Source organism: Bradyrhizobium sp. GW821-FHT13H05 (genome assembly GCF_058804065.1).
Window position 1 is genome coordinate 30,244 of sequence record NZ_JBXAPO010000019.1, and the last position, 15,355, is coordinate 45,598.

14 protein-coding genes and 1 pseudogene are annotated in these 15,355 nt (G+C 64.3%); 13 read left to right on the top strand and 2 right to left on the bottom strand.

Translation table 11 applies throughout. From position 1 onward, the window contains the following. The first annotated feature begins 47 nt into the window (after nt 1-47). From AC1RR3_RS34620 to AC1RR3_RS34635, 4 genes are read left to right on the top strand one after another with little or no spacing between them, the layout of a single operon-like run. Complete coding sequence (locus AC1RR3_RS34620) at nt 48-521, top strand: MarR family winged helix-turn-helix transcriptional regulator (RefSeq protein WP_492829337.1); 474 nt, start codon at nt 48-50, stop codon at nt 519-521. 2 nt (nt 522-523) lie between these two features. Further along, nucleotides 524-2,572, top strand: coding sequence for an FUSC family protein (locus AC1RR3_RS34625; RefSeq protein ID WP_492829132.1), 2,049 nt, complete (start codon nt 524-526; stop codon nt 2,570-2,572). Further along, on the top strand, nt 2,569-2,775 hold the full coding sequence (locus AC1RR3_RS34630) for a DUF1656 domain-containing protein (protein ID WP_148749382.1): 207 nt from the start codon (nt 2,569-2,571) through the stop codon (nt 2,773-2,775). The genes AC1RR3_RS34625 and AC1RR3_RS34630 overlap by 4 nt, the downstream gene beginning before the upstream one ends. Beyond that, nucleotides 2,772-3,638, top strand: a complete 867-nt coding sequence (locus AC1RR3_RS34635; protein WP_492829134.1) for an efflux RND transporter periplasmic adaptor subunit — start codon at nt 2,772-2,774, stop codon at nt 3,636-3,638. The genes AC1RR3_RS34630 and AC1RR3_RS34635 overlap by 4 nt, the downstream gene beginning before the upstream one ends. 209 nt (nt 3,639-3,847) lie before the next feature. On the opposite strand, the gene AC1RR3_RS34640 is transcribed toward AC1RR3_RS34635, so the two are convergent. Then, the gene (locus tag AC1RR3_RS34640; RefSeq protein ID WP_492829136.1) at nt 3,848-5,059 is read right to left on the bottom strand and encodes an acyl-CoA dehydrogenase family protein; all 1,212 of its coding nucleotides are present in this window, start codon (nt 5,057-5,059) and stop codon (nt 3,848-3,850) included. 40 nt (nt 5,060-5,099) lie between these two features. Continuing rightward, nucleotides 5,100-6,725 (bottom strand): annotated as a pseudogene (locus AC1RR3_RS34645) (long-chain fatty acid--CoA ligase). Nucleotides 6,726-6,903: 178 nt separating this feature from the next. Here AC1RR3_RS34645 and AC1RR3_RS34650 point away from each other — a divergent pair. From AC1RR3_RS34650 to AC1RR3_RS34690, 9 genes are all read left to right on the top strand, one after another. Continuing rightward, nucleotides 6,904-8,736, top strand: a complete 1,833-nt coding sequence (locus AC1RR3_RS34650) for a flavin-containing monooxygenase (protein ID WP_492829137.1) — start codon at nt 6,904-6,906, stop codon at nt 8,734-8,736. Nucleotides 8,737-8,741: 5 nt separating this feature from the next. Continuing rightward, nucleotides 8,742-9,548 carry a shikimate dehydrogenase family protein gene (locus AC1RR3_RS34655; protein ID WP_492829339.1) on the top strand — a complete coding sequence of 269 codons (807 nt, stop codon included), beginning with the start codon at nt 8,742-8,744 and terminating at the stop codon, nt 9,546-9,548. Between the two features lie 118 nt (nt 9,549-9,666). Beyond that, complete coding sequence (locus AC1RR3_RS34660; RefSeq protein WP_492829139.1) at nt 9,667-10,482, top strand: lytic murein transglycosylase; 816 nt, start codon at nt 9,667-9,669, stop codon at nt 10,480-10,482. 110 nt (nt 10,483-10,592) lie between these two features. Next, a complete protein-coding gene (locus AC1RR3_RS34665; protein WP_008137329.1) occupies nt 10,593-10,814 on the top strand; it encodes a hypothetical protein in 222 nt (73 codons plus the stop codon). Between the two features lie 12 nt (nt 10,815-10,826). After that, a complete protein-coding gene (locus AC1RR3_RS34670) occupies nt 10,827-11,249 on the top strand; it encodes a hypothetical protein (protein WP_492829142.1) in 423 nt (140 codons plus the stop codon). A gap of 384 nt (nt 11,250-11,633) precedes the next feature. After that, complete coding sequence (locus AC1RR3_RS34675; protein ID WP_492829143.1) at nt 11,634-12,101, top strand: MaoC family dehydratase; 468 nt, start codon at nt 11,634-11,636, stop codon at nt 12,099-12,101. Between the two features lie 80 nt (nt 12,102-12,181). After that, on the top strand, nt 12,182-12,676 hold the full coding sequence (locus AC1RR3_RS34680) for a hypothetical protein (RefSeq protein ID WP_492829145.1): 495 nt from the start codon (nt 12,182-12,184) through the stop codon (nt 12,674-12,676). Nucleotides 12,677-12,981: 305 nt separating this feature from the next. Further along, nucleotides 12,982-14,139, top strand: a complete 1,158-nt coding sequence (locus AC1RR3_RS34685; RefSeq protein WP_492829146.1) for a helix-turn-helix transcriptional regulator — start codon at nt 12,982-12,984, stop codon at nt 14,137-14,139. Between the two features lie 235 nt (nt 14,140-14,374). Beyond that, a complete protein-coding gene (locus AC1RR3_RS34690; RefSeq protein ID WP_492829148.1) occupies nt 14,375-15,349 on the top strand; it encodes a helix-turn-helix transcriptional regulator in 975 nt (324 codons plus the stop codon). The last annotated feature ends 6 nt before the right edge of the window (nt 15,350-15,355 follow it).

The window sequence follows — 15,355 nt, forward strand, 5'->3', positions numbered from 1 at the left end:
CGGCTTATATAGTTGCAGGCTAATAGTTCGTGTCCTATCTAAATTGCATGGCACCCTCGCAAGGCTTTATCCACGGCGAAATCGGCCGGCTCATCGCGCGCCTGGCCCGTGTCTGGCGGCGCGAGGCGGACCAGGCGCTGTCCGATCACGGCCTGTCCTATGCGACCGCGATTCCGCTGCTGCTGCTGTCGCGTCAGGGCGAGAACTTGCGCCAGGGCGTGCTCGCCGACGAGCTCGGCATCGAGGGGCCGTCGCTGGTGCGGCTGGTCGACCTGCTTCAGGCCGAGGGCTTGGTGGAGCGCCGCGAGGATCCGACCGACCGGCGTGCCAAAACGCTACATCTGACGAGGGCGGGCGAGGCCAAGGTCGAGGAGACCAACCGTGTGCTGCGGCGGGTGCGGGCAAGCCTGCTCAAGGATATCGGCGCGGACGAACTTGCGATAACCTTCGAGACGCTCCAGCGCATCGAGCAGCGGGCCAGTCGCCTGCATGAAGCCAAGACGCTTTCCGAGGCGAAGTAGCCATGCGTGCGGAAGAGCCGTTCCTGGTCCGCCACGCGGACCTCGTTTTCGCTTTGAAGACGTTTGCCGCGTCGATGCTGGCGCTTGTCATCGCGCTCGCCATGGACCTGCCGCGGCCCTATTGGGCGATGGCAACCGTCTACATCACCTCGCAGCCGCTGGCCGGCGCGACCAGCTCGAAGGCGTTCTTCCGTGTGATGGGCACGCTGGTTGGCGCCACCATGACGGTTGCGCTGGTGCCGAACCTGATCGACGCGCCGGAACTGCTGTGCCTCGCCATCGCGCTCTGGGTCGGGCTTTGTCTTTATCTCTCGCTGCTCGACGGCACGCCGCGCAGCTATGTCTTCATGCTGGCAGGATACACGGTGGCGCTGATCGGCTTTCCCTCGGTGTCCGAGCCTGGCGCCATCTTCGACACCGCGGTGGCAAGGCTCGAGGAAATCTCGCTCGGCATCATCTGCGCCAGCCTGGTCTCGACCATCATATTTCCCCGCAGCGTCGCGCCTGCGGTCGCTCACCGCGTCGACACCTGGCTGGCGGATGCACGCCGCCTCAGCCAGGTCGTGCTGCTGCGCGAGGGCACTGGCGACACCCGTCGCGGCAAACGCCTCAAGCTTGCGACCGACATCGTCGAGATCGACACGCTCTCCACCCATCTCGCCTATGACCGCCTGACCGATCGCAATGCCGTCAATGGCCTCGGCGAAATCCGGCTGCGCATGTTGATGCTGCTGCCGGTGATCGCCTCGCTCGAGGATCGGCTGGCGGCGCTGGGGGAGGAGGCCCTGCGACGGCAACCTGAGCTGAAACGTCTTCTGGAAGACGTCGCGCAATGGATCGCGAGCGACGTCAGTGCACGGCAGCCGGCCGAGCGAATCCGCGCCATGATCGCGGAGCGGCAGGCCGTGCTCGACGACAGCGCCGATTGGGAGCGGATCATCACCACCAGCCTGTTGTCGCGGCTGCGCGAGCTGGTCGACCTCTCGCGCGATTGCCGAGAGCTGACCGAGGCGATCGCCGAGAACCGCAACGTCTCGGCACTCGAGCTGGCGTTCCATTCCGAAGCTGGTGCCGCGCCCGTGCGACACCGGGATCGCGGCCTTGCGTTGTGGTCGGCGGCAGGCGCCGCCACGGCCATCCTGATCTGCTGCGCGTTCTGGATCGGCACCGGCTGGCCGGACGGTGCATCGGCGCCCATGATGGCCGCGGTTGCCTGCTCGTTCTTCGCCGCCCAGGACGAGCCCGCGCGCTTCATCCGCAGTTTTGGATTGTGGTCGCTGGTCGCCATCGTCGTCGTCGCGGTCTATCTGTTCGCGCTGGTACCTGCGATCTCCCATCTCGAGGTCCTGATCGTCGCGCTGGCGCCGACCTTCCTGCTCTATGGCTTCCTGATCGGCCGTCCCGCCACGGCGGGCACCGGTATGGCGCTCGCGGCCAACACCGCGACTTTGCTCGCGATCCAATCCACCTACAGCGCGGATTTCGCGTCCTACGCCAATTCCGCCGTCGCCTTCTTCGTCGGCGTCCTCATCGCCGAGATCGTGACGCGGATCGCGCGCGGGGTGGGTGCCGAGTGGATCGCCAATCGCCTGGTGCTGTCGAGCTGGAAGACGATCGCGATCGCTGCCGAACGGCGCGGCAAGCGCGACCGGGCGGAGTTCGCGGGCCTGATGCTGCACCGACTCGGACTTCTGGTGCAGCGCATCGCGTTTCTCTCGGAGAGCGACCGCCGCGACGCGGACAGCCTCGTGCAACTGCGTATCGGGATCAACATCATCGACCTGCGGCGCGCGCGCTATGGACTGGCGGCATCCACCATAGCCGTCATCGACGACATGCTCGATCGGCTCGCCATCGCCTGCCGCAGCTATGCGGGGGAGGGCATGCCGATCGAGTTGCTGGCAAGCATCGACCGCGCGCTGGCCCATGCGGTGAAGGATCCGAACGACAGCGCGCGTGAAGACGCTCTGATCGGTCTCGTCGGCATAAGGCGCGGCCTGTTCCCAGACGCGCCCGCTTACCGGCCACGCGCAGAGAGTGTTGCGGCATGAGATATGTGATTGACATCTATGGCGTGCTCGTGCCGGCGCTGCTGCTGTGGATCATCGTCGCCTACGTTCTCAGCGCGCTTCTGCGCCGGCTGATGCAGCGCTTCGACCTCTACCGGCTGGTCTGGCACCGCGCGCTGTTCGATTTCGCCATTTTCGTCTGCCTGCTCGGCGGCGTCGTCTATCTCTCGGAGTATCTCTCATGAAGGGGAATTTTGCCTGGTTCGCCCGCCTCGCGCTGACCGTCCTTGCCGTCGTCGCCGCGCTCGGCGTGGGCCGCGAGCTCTGGGTCTACTATATGGAGTCGCCCTGGACCCGCGACGGTCGTGTGCGCGCCGACGTGGTGCAGGTCGCGCCTGACGTCTCCGGCTTCGTCACCGAGGTACTGGTCAAGGACAACCAGAAAGTCCGCCGCGGCGATGTGCTGTTCCGGATCGACCGCGAGCGCTTCGCGCTGGCGCTGCGGCAGGCCGATGCGTCGGTCGCCGGTCATCAGGCAACCCTCGATCAGGCCAATGCCGATCTCAAGCGCTACAGCGCGCTGACGACCGACGCGGTGTCGCAGCAGAAGCAGGAGCAGGTGCTGGCGACACAGTTGCAGGCCAAGGCGTCGTTCGATGCCGCCGTTGCCGACCGCGCGGTCGCCCAGCTCAATCTCGACCGCAGTGAGGTCCACGCCTCCGTGAACGGCGTGATCACCAACATGGATTTGCGCCCCGGCGCCTACGTCACCGCCGGGAAGGGCGTGATGGCCCTGGTCGATACCGACACGCTGCATGTGGAAGGCTATTTCGAGGAGACGAAGCTGGCGCGCATCCGTGTCGGCGACAAGGTGCAGGTCCGCCTGATGGGCGAGAAGGTCACGCTGTCAGGCCGTGTCGAGAGCATCGCCGCCGGCATCGAGGACCGCGATCGTGCGGAGGGCGCCAGCATGCTGGCGAACGTCAACCCGACCTTCAGCTGGGTGCGGCTGGCGCAGCGTGTCCCGGTGCGGATCGCGCTGGATCCGGTGCGCGATGGGACTGCGCTGGTTGCGGGGCGTTCGGCGACGGTCGAGGTGTTGAACTAGGCTGAGCGAGGGCACTGCGCATGATTGCGCCCTCGCCCCTTGTGGGAGAGGGCATCTCCGCTCGCAGACACATACTCACTTGGGTGAGGGGTATGTCTCCGCGGATGATCGTTTCAATTCGTGCGCGCGGATAGATACCCATCATCCGGCGCTTCGCGCCACCTTCTCCCACAAGGGGAGAAGGGAACAGCGCGCCTCACGCACAGTAGTCACGCGTTCGAATATTTCTTCAGCTCGAACCGTGCGATCTGGTTCCTGTGCACCTCGTCCGGTCCGTCGGCGAGCCGCAGCAACCGCGCCGTCGCATAGGCCTGGGTCAGACCAAAATCGTTCGACGTGCCGCCGCCGCCGTGCGCCTGGATCGCCCAGTCGATGATCTGGCAGGCCATGTTGGGCACGGCGACCTTGATCATCGCGATTTCGGCTTTGGCGACCTTGTTGCCGACCGTGTCCATCGCATAGGCAGCGTTGAGCGTCAGCAGCCGCGCCTGCTCGATCATGATGCGGGATTCCGCGATGCGCTCCTGCGTCACCGTCTGCTCGGAGACCGGCTTGCCGAAGGCGACGCGGCTGCGGACGCGGCGGCACATCTTTTCGAGGGTGCGTTCGGACAGGCCGATCAGGCGCATGCAGTGGTGGATGCGGCCGGGGCCGAGGCGGCCCTGCGCGATCTCGAAGCCGCGGCCTTCGCCGAGCAGCATGTTCTCCTTGGGTACGTGCACATTGGTGAAGATCACTTCCGAGGCGCGGTCGGGCACGCCGTAGAAGCCGAACACGGGCAGGGGGCGTTTGACCTCGATGCCCGGCGTGTCCATCGGCACCAGGATCATGGATTGCTGCTTGTGGCGGTCCGGATTGTCAGGATCGGTCTTGCCCATGAAGATGCAGATCTTGCAGCGCGGATCGGTCGCATTGGTCGTGTACCATTTGCGCCCGTTGATGACGTAATGGTCGCCGTCGCGCACGATCGAGCTTTCGATATTGGTCGCATCGGATGAGGCCACCGCAGGCTCGGTCATGGCGAAGCAGGAGCGGATTTCACCTGCGAGCAGCGGCTTCAGCCAGCGCTCCTTGTCCTGTTTCGTGCCGTAGCGCTCCAGCACCTCCATATTGCCGGTGTCGGGCGCCGAGCAGTTGAACACTTCGGGCGCAAGGTGCGAGCGGCCCATTACTTCGCAGAGCGGGGCATATTCGAGATTGGTGAGACCCGCGCCGTGGCTCGATTCCGGCAGGAACAGGTTCCAGAGACCCTCCGCGCGCGCCAGCGGCTTCAACTCCTCGACGACGGGATAGACTTTCCAGGGCCCGAGCTCTTCCGCCTCGCGATAGAACCGCTCCTCGTTCGGGTAGATGTGCCGATCCATGAAGCTTTCGAGCCTGCGCTTGAGGTCGACGACCTTGGGCGACATCGGGTAGAGCATCTTTCGTCTCCTTGAGCGCAGCGCGCGATTGTGTCGAGGCTTATGCGACGCGATACTCCCTGAACTTGTCGCGCAACGCCGATTTGAGCACCTTGCCGGTGCCGGTCATCGGGAATTCGTCCAGAAATTCGACCGCGTCCGGCATCCACCAGTTCGCGATCTTCGGGCGCATGTGGTCGAGCAGGGTCTTGCCGTCGACGGTCGCGCCCTTCTTGCGGACGACGAGGAGCAGGGGACGCTCCTGCCACTTGTCATGTGAAATGGCGACGACGGCGGCTTGCAAGACGTCGGGATGGGAGAGCGCGACATCCTCGAGCTGGATCGATGAGATCCATTCGCCGCCGGACTTGATCACGTCCTTGGAGCGGTCGGTGAGGGTGACGTGGCCCTGGCTGTCGATCACCGCCATGTCGCCGGTGATCAGCCAGCCGTCGCGGTCGAGGCCTTCCTCCAGCTTCATATAGCCGGAGGCGACCCAAGGACCACGCGCGCGCAAATGGCCGACAGTCTTGCCGTCGCGCGGCAGCTCATTGCCGGCATCGTCGACAATGCGCAAGGCGGTGCCGAAACAGGCGCGACCCGAGACCTGGCGCCGGTCGAACTTCTCCTTGTCGCCGAGATGCTCTGAGCCCGGTCGCAAGCCCGGCATCGAGCAGCCCAGGGCTTCGGTCATGCCCCAGGCCTGGATGTAGTCGACATTGTACTCGCGCTTGAGCTTCTCGACCATCGCGCGCGGCGGGGCCGAACCCGACGACAGCGTTGCGCGCAGCGTCGTGAATTTATTGCCGGTGCGGTCGAGCCAGTCGAGCAGGATCAGCCAGAAGCTCGGCACGCCCGCCGACAGCGTCACCTTCTCGCCTTCGAGCAATTCATAGAGCTTGTCGGGCTCGTAGTTGCGGCCGGGCAGCACCAGCTTCGAGCCGGTATAGGGCGCGGTGAACGGCATGTTCTAGCCATTGCCATGGAACAGCGGCGCCATCGGCATCATCACCTCGCGCACGCCTTCGACATGGCCAGGCAGGAAGTCGAAATTGCAGCAGGTCATGGTCTGCAGGATCGCGGCGCGGTGAGAATAGATCACGCCCTTCGGATTGCCCGTCGTGCCCGAGGTGTAGCAGATGGTGGAGGCGGACTTTTCGTCGAACTCCGGCCAGGTGAAGCCGGCGTCGCTCTCCTCGTCGAGAAGCTCCTCGTAGCAATGCACATTGGCGAGCCTGGTCTCGGGCATCCGCTCGCGCGATGACATCACGACGTAAGCCTCGACGGTCTTCAGTTGCGGCGCGATCGCCTCGACGATCGGCAGCGTGGCGCGGTCGATGAACAGCAGGCGGTCTTCGGCGTGGTTGATGATGTAGACGAGCTGCTCGGGAAACAGTCGCGGGTTGACGGTGTGCAGCACATAGCCCATGCCCGGCGCCGCATAGAACATCTCGAAATGGCGGTGGGTATTCCAGGCCAGTGTGCCGACGCGGTCGCCTTGCTTCATGCCGAGCCGTTTCAGCGCCAGCGCCATGCGCTTGATGCGCGGATGGGCATCCGCATAGGTATAGCGATGGACGTCGCCCTCGATCTCGCGCGCGACGATCTCGGCTTCGCCGTGATAGTCCGCGGCATACTGGATCAGGCCGCTGATCAGGAGCGGCATGTCCATCATCAATCCCTGCATCGTTTCCTCCGGATCGCCACGTCGTTGCGTCGCGTATGCTTGTGATTTGCGCGCGAGGTTAGCGGAACGTCACGCGGCGTTCACGCAAAAAGCGCGGGATGTGATTGCACGCGTCACTTTTTCGGGGCTAACGTATGGTGAGCTGCCGGTGAAGCAGCGCCTGCCGTGGAGGAAATGGATGTCAGCGGAAAGACACAAGACCCGCACAGAAGGCGAATCTACGGTCGATATTTCCGCACTCCGCGCGCGCTATCGTGACGAGCGCGATCGCCGTCTGCGCGCCGAGGGCAAAGCGCAATATGTGGAAGTAGCCGGCGATTTCGGCCGTTACCTCGACGATCCCTGGGCCGATCCCGGATTTACCCGCGCTGCTGTCAGCGAAGAGACCGAAGTGCTCATCGTCGGCGGCGGCTTCGGCGGCCTGCTCTGTGGAGCGCGTCTGCGCGCGGCCGGCATCGAGGATTTTCGTATCGTGGAAAAGGCCGCCGATTTCGGCGGCACCTGGTACTGGAATCGCTACCCCGGTGCTGCCTGCGATACCGAGAGCTACATCTATCTGCCGCTGCTGGAGGAGACCGGCTACATGCCGGTGCGCAAATATGCGCGGGCACCGGAAATCTACGAGCACTCCCGCCGCATCGGTCGTCACTTCGGTCTCTACGAGCGCGCGCTGTTTCAGACCGTCATCTCGCGGATGGAATGGCAGGAGCAGGAGGCGCGCTGGCTGGTCGAGACCGATCGCGGCGATCGCATCCGCGCACGCTTCGTCATTCTTGCCGGCGGACCGCTGAGCCGCCCGAAGCTGCCGGGCATTCCCGGCATCGAAAGTTTCAGGGGCCACAGCTTCCATACCAGCCGCTGGGATTACGGCTACACCGGCGGCACCGCCGAGGGAGGTCTTACCGGTCTTGCCGACAAGCGCGTTGGCATCATCGGCACCGGCGCCACCGCCGTGCAGTGCGTGCCGCATCTCGGCCGCTCGGCGAAAGAGCTCCATGTCTTTCAGCGCACGCCGTCGGCGATCGGCGTGCGCGACGACCGGCCGACGGATCAGGCTTGGGCGGAGAGCCTCAAGCCCGGCTGGCAGCGTGAGCGCATGGACAATTTCACCGCCGTGATTTCGGGCGAGCCGTTCGAGCAGGATCTGGTACAGGACGGCTGGACCGGCCTGCTCGGCGAGATCCTGCTGGCGCCGCGTCGCCAACCGCAGCCGGTGACCTCGATGGCGGAGGCGTTGAAGGTCATCGAGCAGGCCGACTACCGCAAGATGGAGGAGATCCGCGCGCGCGTCGACGCCGTGGTGAAGGACGAGGCGGCCGCGGCGGCGCTCAAGCCATGGTACAAGGCGTTCTGCAAGCGGCCGTGCTTCCACGACGAATATCTCGACACCTTCAATCGCCCCAATGTGCATCTCGTCGACACCCAAGGGCAGGGCGTCGAGCGCATCACGGAGAACGCTGTCGTCGTCGACGGCAAGGCCTATGAACTCGACTGCCTGATCTATGCCAGCGGCTTCGAGGTCGGCACCGACTACGCCCGCCGCATGGGCTTTGAGGTCTATGGCCGCGACGGCATGAGCCTGTCCGAGCGCTGGCAGGGCGGCGTCAAGACGATGCACGGCTTCTATAGCCGCGGCTTTCCGAACTGCTTCCTGATCGTCACGGTGCAGGCCGGCCAGAGCGCCAATTTTCCGCACATCATCGACGAGCAGTCGCAGCACATCGCCTATGTGATCGCCGAGGCGCGCAAACGTGGCGCCAAAACGCTCGAGCCGACGCTCGCTGCCGAGAACGCCTGGGTCGAGGAGGTCGTCAAGGCCGCGATTGGCCGCCAGACCTATCTCGCCGAATGCACGCCCGGCTATTACAACAATGAAGGCGTGTTCGATCCGATCGCGGCGAGAAACAGCCAGTACTGGCGCGGACCGGTGGCGTTCCTGCGGCTGCTGGACAAATGGCGCAAGGAGGGCAATCTGGACGGACTGGAATTGACGTCCGAGGTCCCGTCTTGAGCGGCATGATCCCGGCACCAACGGGCGCGACGCGGCTCTACGTCATTGTCGGCGATCCCATCGCGCAGGTGCGCTCGCCTGCGGGCGTATCGGCCGCCTTTGCCGCCCGGGGGCACGACGGCATTCTCGTGCCCGTTCAGGTGGCACCGGTGGATTTGCCTGATTTCCTCTCGGTGGCGGGGCGGCTGAAGAACCTCGAAGGCATCGTCGTGACCATCCCGCACAAATTCGCCTGCTACCAGGCCTGCGCCAGCGCGACAGAGCGGGCACATTTCCTGCGCACCGTGAACCTGATGCGCCGGCGCGCCGACGGCGCATGGCATGGCGACATGGTCGACGGACTAGGCTTCGTTGGCGCCGCGCGCGCCAAGGGCATCGATCCCAAGGGTATGCGTGCGCTGCTGGTCGGGGCGGGCGGCGCGGGCTCGGCCATTGCACTCGAACTGGTCGAGACCGGTGTCAGCGAGATAGCCATCCACGACGCAGCGACGGAGCGCCGCGACGTTCTGATCGCGCAGCTGAACAAGCTCGGTAAGGGCCGTGCGCTGGCCGGCTCCGCCGATCCCTCGGGTTTCGATTTCGTTGCCAACGCCACACCCGCCGGGATGAGGGACGGCGACCCGCTGCCGGTCGATGTCACGCGGCTCGCGCCGTCGGCCTATTGCGGCTGCGTCATCACCAAGCCGGAAATCTCGCCCTTCATAGCAGCCGCCCGCAAGCTCGGCTGTGTCACGGGGACCGGCACCGACATGTATCAGCAGCACCAGAGCATCATGGTCGATTTCCTGCTCGGAACGGACCGTGAAGGGTAGGCGACCTTCCCGGTGTCAAGCCATCCAAAGCGGCTGGTAGGGCTTGAGCCATCAGGGCCGACGTAGGATCATGCGCCCGCGCGAGCCGGTCGCGCACGTCAAGTGAGAGGAACGAGGAATGACCAAGGGCAGGACCGTTGCGACGGCCATGATTGGCGCTGCTGCGCTGCTTCTCTCTCTGGCGCCCGCCGCCCACGCCGCCACATGCGGCAGCTCGCCGGCGGGTTTCGAGGCCTGGAAGCGCGAGTTCAGCGCGGAAGCGCAGGGGAAGGGTATCGGCCAGACCGCGCTCTCGGCCCTGATGCAGACAAACTACGCCAGCGCCACCATCGCGGCCGACCGCGGCCAGCGCAGCTTCCAGCTGTCGCTCGATCAGTTCCTCGCCAAGCGCGGTGCCACCACCATCGTCGCCAAGGGGCGGCAGCTCAAGAACTCGCAAGGCGCCTTGTTCGCCTCGATCCAGCAGCGCTATGGCGTCCCGCCCGGTCCGCTGATTGCGATCTGGGGCATGGAGACCGGTTTCGGCAGCCAGCGCGGCAACCAGAACATGCTCTCGTCCATTGCAACCCTTGCCTATGATTGCCGCCGTCCCGAATTCTTCACCGACCAGCTCTATGCCGCGCTGAAGTTGATCGACCGCGGCACGCTGTCAGGCGCGACCCGCGGCTCCATGCATGGCGAGGTCGGCCAGACCCAGTTCATGCCCAAGAACATTCTGGCCTATGGCACCGGCAATCTCGAGGTTGCCGCCAATGCGCTGAACTCGACGGCGAATTTCCTGCGGGCCCATGGCTGGAAGGCGGGAGCCGGTTACCAGCCGGGCGAGCCGAACTTCTCCGCCATCGAGGCCTGGAATGCGGCAGGCGTGTACCAGAAGGCAATTGCGCTGATGGGGCGGCAGATCGATGAGGGCGGAGCGGCGGCGTCGCGCTGAGGAGTTCAGCAAGGCGTGATGCGCCGGTGCGAGAAAGTTGTTGCCATCAGGAACCGACGGCATGAGGTTTGCTTTGATCGATTCAGGGCTGGGCATGAGGAGACTCAACTATGGCAACCCAGATCGTGATGGACCAAACTGGCGATACCCGCCACGAGTTTGATCCTGGCAATGCCGAAGCGCTGGCGCGGGCCGAACAGCGTTTTCGGGAGCTGACCGGAGCCGGCTTCACCGCCGCCTTCCGCACCGGGCCCGGCGAAGTGACCCGTATCAAATCGTTCGACCCGACCGCGCAGGAAACGCTGTTCTATCCCCGCCTGGTCGGCGGTTGATCTGAGCTGCTCATGTTCGCGGCACTGTGGTTCCGCGCGCCCGCGCGTGCGCGTTTGCATGCGCTGCGCGAACTCTACCGACGCTTCTTCGGCGAGAATACGCCGGATGCGCGCGGCCGCCGGCTTTTGTCCGAATGGTTGTCACCGGCGCAGCGCGCGCAGTTCGAGCAGAACAGGTATTTCGATGTGATCGGCTGCGACACCGGCAAGAGGTATCGCATCCACTATGGCACCGCCGCCAACGTCCACGAGATCGACGATGCCGGGATCGCGACGATGGGTTGGTGCTTCGTCCCGTCAGGATTTCTCGTGCCGGGCGACGTGATGCTGGCGCAGAAGATCGCGCTCGAGACGGAGGAAAAGGCCGCGCTCGCGCTTGCCAACCGCTTTCCGCCGGCAACGCATTCGGAGCATTTTTACCGGCGGCCGTTCTAGCGGGGCGAAGTGCTCACCAATGCGTGGTGCGATAGGCATCCAGCGCATGCGCCGCAAAGACGCCGATGCTGCAAAGGACGAGCAGGGCGGAGATCAGCTCGATCATAGCTCAGTCTCCCGTACCGGCTGGGCGACGAGATTTTGGCAGCAGGAATATTCGTAGATCAGTTCCAGGAGGAATTGCATGGTGGCCGTCCCTGTATTTATTTTAACAACCACTTAAACGGCCATCTGTTTCAAGCGTGTTTCGTCGTTCTGGGAAACGGGTTTCGCGGGAACCCGGGGGGCTGGTTTGTGCACCGCGAAGCCGCTACATCCGCCGTCCAATCCATCCCTTTCGCCGCGCGCTCCCGGCGGGCGGCAATCGCATTGCGAGGCAAAATCATGGCGCAGGTCGAGTGGTTCGACGATCTCACCGTCGGAATGCGGTTCAAATCGCCTGAGGTCGAGGTCACCGAGGCCGACATCAAGCGCTTCGCGGCCGAGTTCGATCCGCAGCCGATGCACATGGATCACGAGGCCGCCAAGGAGACCTTGTTCAAGGGGCTCGCCGCGTCAGGATGGCACACCGCTGCGATTGCCATGAACCTTGCGATCCAGACCCGCCCGTTCGGTCCGCATCCGCTGATCGGCGCGGGCGTCGACGGTCTGCGCTGGACCATTCCGGTGCGGCCCAATGACCGCCTGCATCTGGTCGGTGAGGTCATGAGCCTGACGCCGTCGAAGTCGAAGCCGCAGGGCATCGCGCTGGTGAAATGGACGATGTTCAACCAGAACGGCGAGGAGGTTTACACCTTCACTCCGATCGCGATCGTGCCGCGGCGGGGGGAGAGCACGGACCGTTCGCCATAGGCGTTGCCCGGCGCCCGAAACCCTTGCGGGCCGCCGGCGGAGGTGGTCATCTCGGCGTGGGGAACACGCTGGAGGCTGACATGAGACGATTTCTTCTCGTCGCCGGAATGCTCGCAGGCGTCTTGAGCGGACCCGTGCTTGCGCAACAATCCAAGGTCGGCGACTGGACCATCGAGAAGCGCACGCAGGATACGCATTGCAATGCGAGTCGCGGCTACAAGGACAAGGACGACGAGAACCGCGACTACGTCATCGTCATCACCTATTCCGAGAAGGCGATCGTGATCGTGATGATCTATGACGGCTGGGAGTGGGACAATGTCGGTGAGATCCTCCGCGCCGATGTCGGCACCGACGACGCCGACATCATGAAGAAGGCGAAGTGGGAGGTCATGGACAAGACCACCGTGCGAGGCATCTTCGAATTCGATCCGGCGATCATGGACCGGTTGTCGAAGGCCAAGCGCCTGACGCTCGATTTCGAGGATGATGACGACGACAGCATCGAGATGCAGGTCCCGCGCGCCGGCGAGGCGCTCGCCGCGCTGAAATTCTGCGAGGAGAACCGGAAGTAAATTGCTGTCGCCCGCCGCGAGGTCGGGAATATCTGGCACCGATAAGACCTCGCCGCGGCGAGCGCGCGTGATCCACGACACGCAGCCCGATCGCTGTTCGTATTTATCCTAGTGTTTGGCGAAAACGTCCAAGCCGCATCCTGCGGTTGACGTTACGCAAGGACGATGTTCGATATTCCAGCATTTCGCTTTTGCGTTTTTTCCTCGTCGAAGGCGACGGTTGACCGGCCCGTCGCCGTCGACAGTTCCCGGATCGCGAGCGCCATCCGTCCCCGGGGCAACACGCAGATCGCCTCGTCCGGCCGATGACGATCCTCCAGGCAAACCGCTTTTCGTCCGTCGTTGGCGAGATCTACGATGCGGCGGTCAATCCAGCGCTGCGAAGCGCGGCGCTGGAGCAGGTTTCGAATTTCGTCGGCGGATGCGCCGCGACCATCCTGTCCAGGGATGAAGCCAGGCTCTCGCTCGAGATCCACCAGCACGTCGGCGCGGACCCTCGATTCCTCCAGCTCTATCGCGACAAGTATGTGGAGCTCGATCCGCTCCTCGACCGCCATCTCGGTTTCGCTACGGAGCAGACCGTCGGCGTGACCGACATCATGCCTCATGCGGACTTCGTGGCGACCAGTTTCTATCGCGACTGGCTGGAACCGCAGGGCGCGATTGATCTCGCAACCGTCGCGCTCGAGAGATCCAACGCGCGTACCACGATCCTGCAGGTGTTGCGGCATCGGTCCCGCGGGGCCGTCGACGAGGCGATGCGCGAGCGCATGCGGCTGCTCGCGCCTCACATCCAGCGTTCCAGGATCATGGGACGTCAGATCAGGGCGCGCTCGCACACGGTGGACGATCTTGCCGATGTTCTGGACGGGCTGAGCACGGCGATTTGCCTGCTCGACGCGGAGGGGCGGGTCGTCCATGCCAACGCCGCATGCCGTCAGCTCTTCGCCGACGCCAGTCTTCTCGCAATGGTCGGCGACAGGATCGTGGCCCGTAACACCCAGGCCGACAAAATATTCCGCAGCCTGTTCGAAATCGTCGCGGATACAGGAGCTCATGCGACCGGCCGTCGCCGGATCGAGCTCGTGACGTCGGCCTACGGTGACCATTATCTGCTCCACGCTTTTTCGTTGAAGCGGGAACGCAATCTGCCGCGGGATATTGCGGCTACCGTGCTCTTCGTTCAAAGGGCTACGATGGTCTCATCGCTCGTGCCCGACGCGATCGCCGCAGCATTCCGGCTGACGCCGTCCGAATTGCGCGTGCTGATGGCGATCGTCGAGATCGGCGGCGTTCCCGACATTGCGGCCAAGCTCGGCATCGCCGAGACGACGGTGAAGACGCATCTCGGCCGGCTGTTCGAAAAGACCGGCGCCGGCAGGCAGGCCGATCTCGTCAAGATCGCCGCCGGCTTTGCCGCGCCGTTCGTTCAGCGAACCGGCGGCGGCAACGACGCGGTGTGATCCAGTTCACATCGCGAAACCCGCCGCCGCGCAATCTCAATCCATTGTGATGAGCAAGATCCGTCCGTCCTCCGAACGTATGACGCGTGTCATTTGATACTTTCGTATATGCGCCACACCCGAAATGCGAAGGGCCGTTCACGCCACGAAGACAACGCGCGACGCGTAGCGAACGCGCGCGTGACGGGACCATGGCGCATGGCCGGGCTTGCTCGTTGGTTGGAGAGAGATTGCAGTGAGCGCCAAGGATGAATTTTCCATATTCAGTGTTTCAACGGACCACATTCCCGAAGACGAGCGCGTGCCGCTCCTGCGCGAATTCTACTGCCGCGGCGTGCTGAAGGCGGAGGTCGAGCCAAGGGAGGGAAAGCCGGCCGCGGCGAGCTTCACGTCCCACGTCTTGCCGGAAGCCCAGTTGCTGGCCGGGGGATTATGCGGAGCGCGGGTCATTCGCACCAAGCAGCTGGTTGCGGATGGCGACGACAGTCTCGCCCTGATCGTGAACAGGTCCGGCGTTCTCGGGATATCCGAGCGAGGACACGATCTGAGGCTTCAGGCGGGAGAGGCGGTCCTGACGAGCGCGGAGGACGTCACGACCTTCGAGCGTCTCTCGCTGGGAAGTGGTTTCTCACTACGCGTGCCGAGACGCGTGCTGGCCCCGATGATCGTCGATGTCGACGATGCGGTGATGCGCGTCATCCCGGCGCGCGCCACCGGGCTTCGGTTACTCGTTGATTACGCGATGGCGCTGGTGCACGAGAAGGCGTTGGCGAATCCTGCGATGCGGCAGCTCGGCGTCGCACATCTGCACGATCTCCTGGCGCTCGTTCTCGGCGCCACGGATCACGCCCGGGAATCGACCGGACGGCGCGGTATCAAGGCGGCGCGTCTCCAGAAGGCGAAATTCATCATCGTCAACAATTGCTGGCAGCAGGATATTTCAGTGGCAAGTGTTGCCCATGAGCTCGGCGTGACCCCGCGCTATCTCCAGCGTCTGTTCGAGGCCGACGGCAAGACCTTCTCGTCCTTCCTGACCGACCAGCGCCTCAAGCGTGCCCATCGCATGCTGCGCGAGCCCGATTTCGCCGAGCGGCCGGTGAGCTCGATCGCCTACGACGTCGGCTTCGGCGATCTCTCTTATTTCAACCGCTGCTTCCGGCGCGCCTATGGTGCAACGCCAAGCAATGTCAGGAGCGGCGAGGCGTTGTAGCGGGCT

Excerpts from the sequence above, each read along its gene's own strand:
- AC1RR3_RS34620 (WP_492829337.1), top strand. The coding sequence starts at position 48 with ATGGCACCCTCGCAAGGCTTTATCCACGGCGAAATCGGCCGGCTCATC.
- AC1RR3_RS34625 (WP_492829132.1), top strand. The coding sequence starts at position 524 with ATGCGTGCGGAAGAGCCGTTCCTGGTCCGCCACGCGGACCTCGTTTTC.
- AC1RR3_RS34630 (WP_148749382.1), top strand. The coding sequence starts at position 2,569 with ATGAGATATGTGATTGACATCTATGGCGTGCTCGTGCCGGCGCTGCTG.
- AC1RR3_RS34635 (WP_492829134.1), top strand. The coding sequence starts at position 2,772 with ATGAAGGGGAATTTTGCCTGGTTCGCCCGCCTCGCGCTGACCGTCCTT.
- AC1RR3_RS34640 (WP_492829136.1), bottom strand. The coding sequence starts at position 5,059 with ATGCTCTACCCGATGTCGCCCAAGGTCGTCGACCTCAAGCGCAGGCTC.
- AC1RR3_RS34650 (WP_492829137.1), top strand. The coding sequence starts at position 6,904 with ATGTCAGCGGAAAGACACAAGACCCGCACAGAAGGCGAATCTACGGTC.
- AC1RR3_RS34655 (WP_492829339.1), top strand. The coding sequence starts at position 8,742 with ATGATCCCGGCACCAACGGGCGCGACGCGGCTCTACGTCATTGTCGGC.
- AC1RR3_RS34660 (WP_492829139.1), top strand. The coding sequence starts at position 9,667 with ATGACCAAGGGCAGGACCGTTGCGACGGCCATGATTGGCGCTGCTGCG.
- AC1RR3_RS34665 (WP_008137329.1), top strand. The coding sequence starts at position 10,593 with ATGGCAACCCAGATCGTGATGGACCAAACTGGCGATACCCGCCACGAG.
- AC1RR3_RS34670 (WP_492829142.1), top strand. The coding sequence starts at position 10,827 with ATGTTCGCGGCACTGTGGTTCCGCGCGCCCGCGCGTGCGCGTTTGCAT.
- AC1RR3_RS34675 (WP_492829143.1), top strand. The coding sequence starts at position 11,634 with ATGGCGCAGGTCGAGTGGTTCGACGATCTCACCGTCGGAATGCGGTTC.
- AC1RR3_RS34680 (WP_492829145.1), top strand. The coding sequence starts at position 12,182 with ATGAGACGATTTCTTCTCGTCGCCGGAATGCTCGCAGGCGTCTTGAGC.
- AC1RR3_RS34685 (WP_492829146.1), top strand. The coding sequence starts at position 12,982 with ATGACGATCCTCCAGGCAAACCGCTTTTCGTCCGTCGTTGGCGAGATC.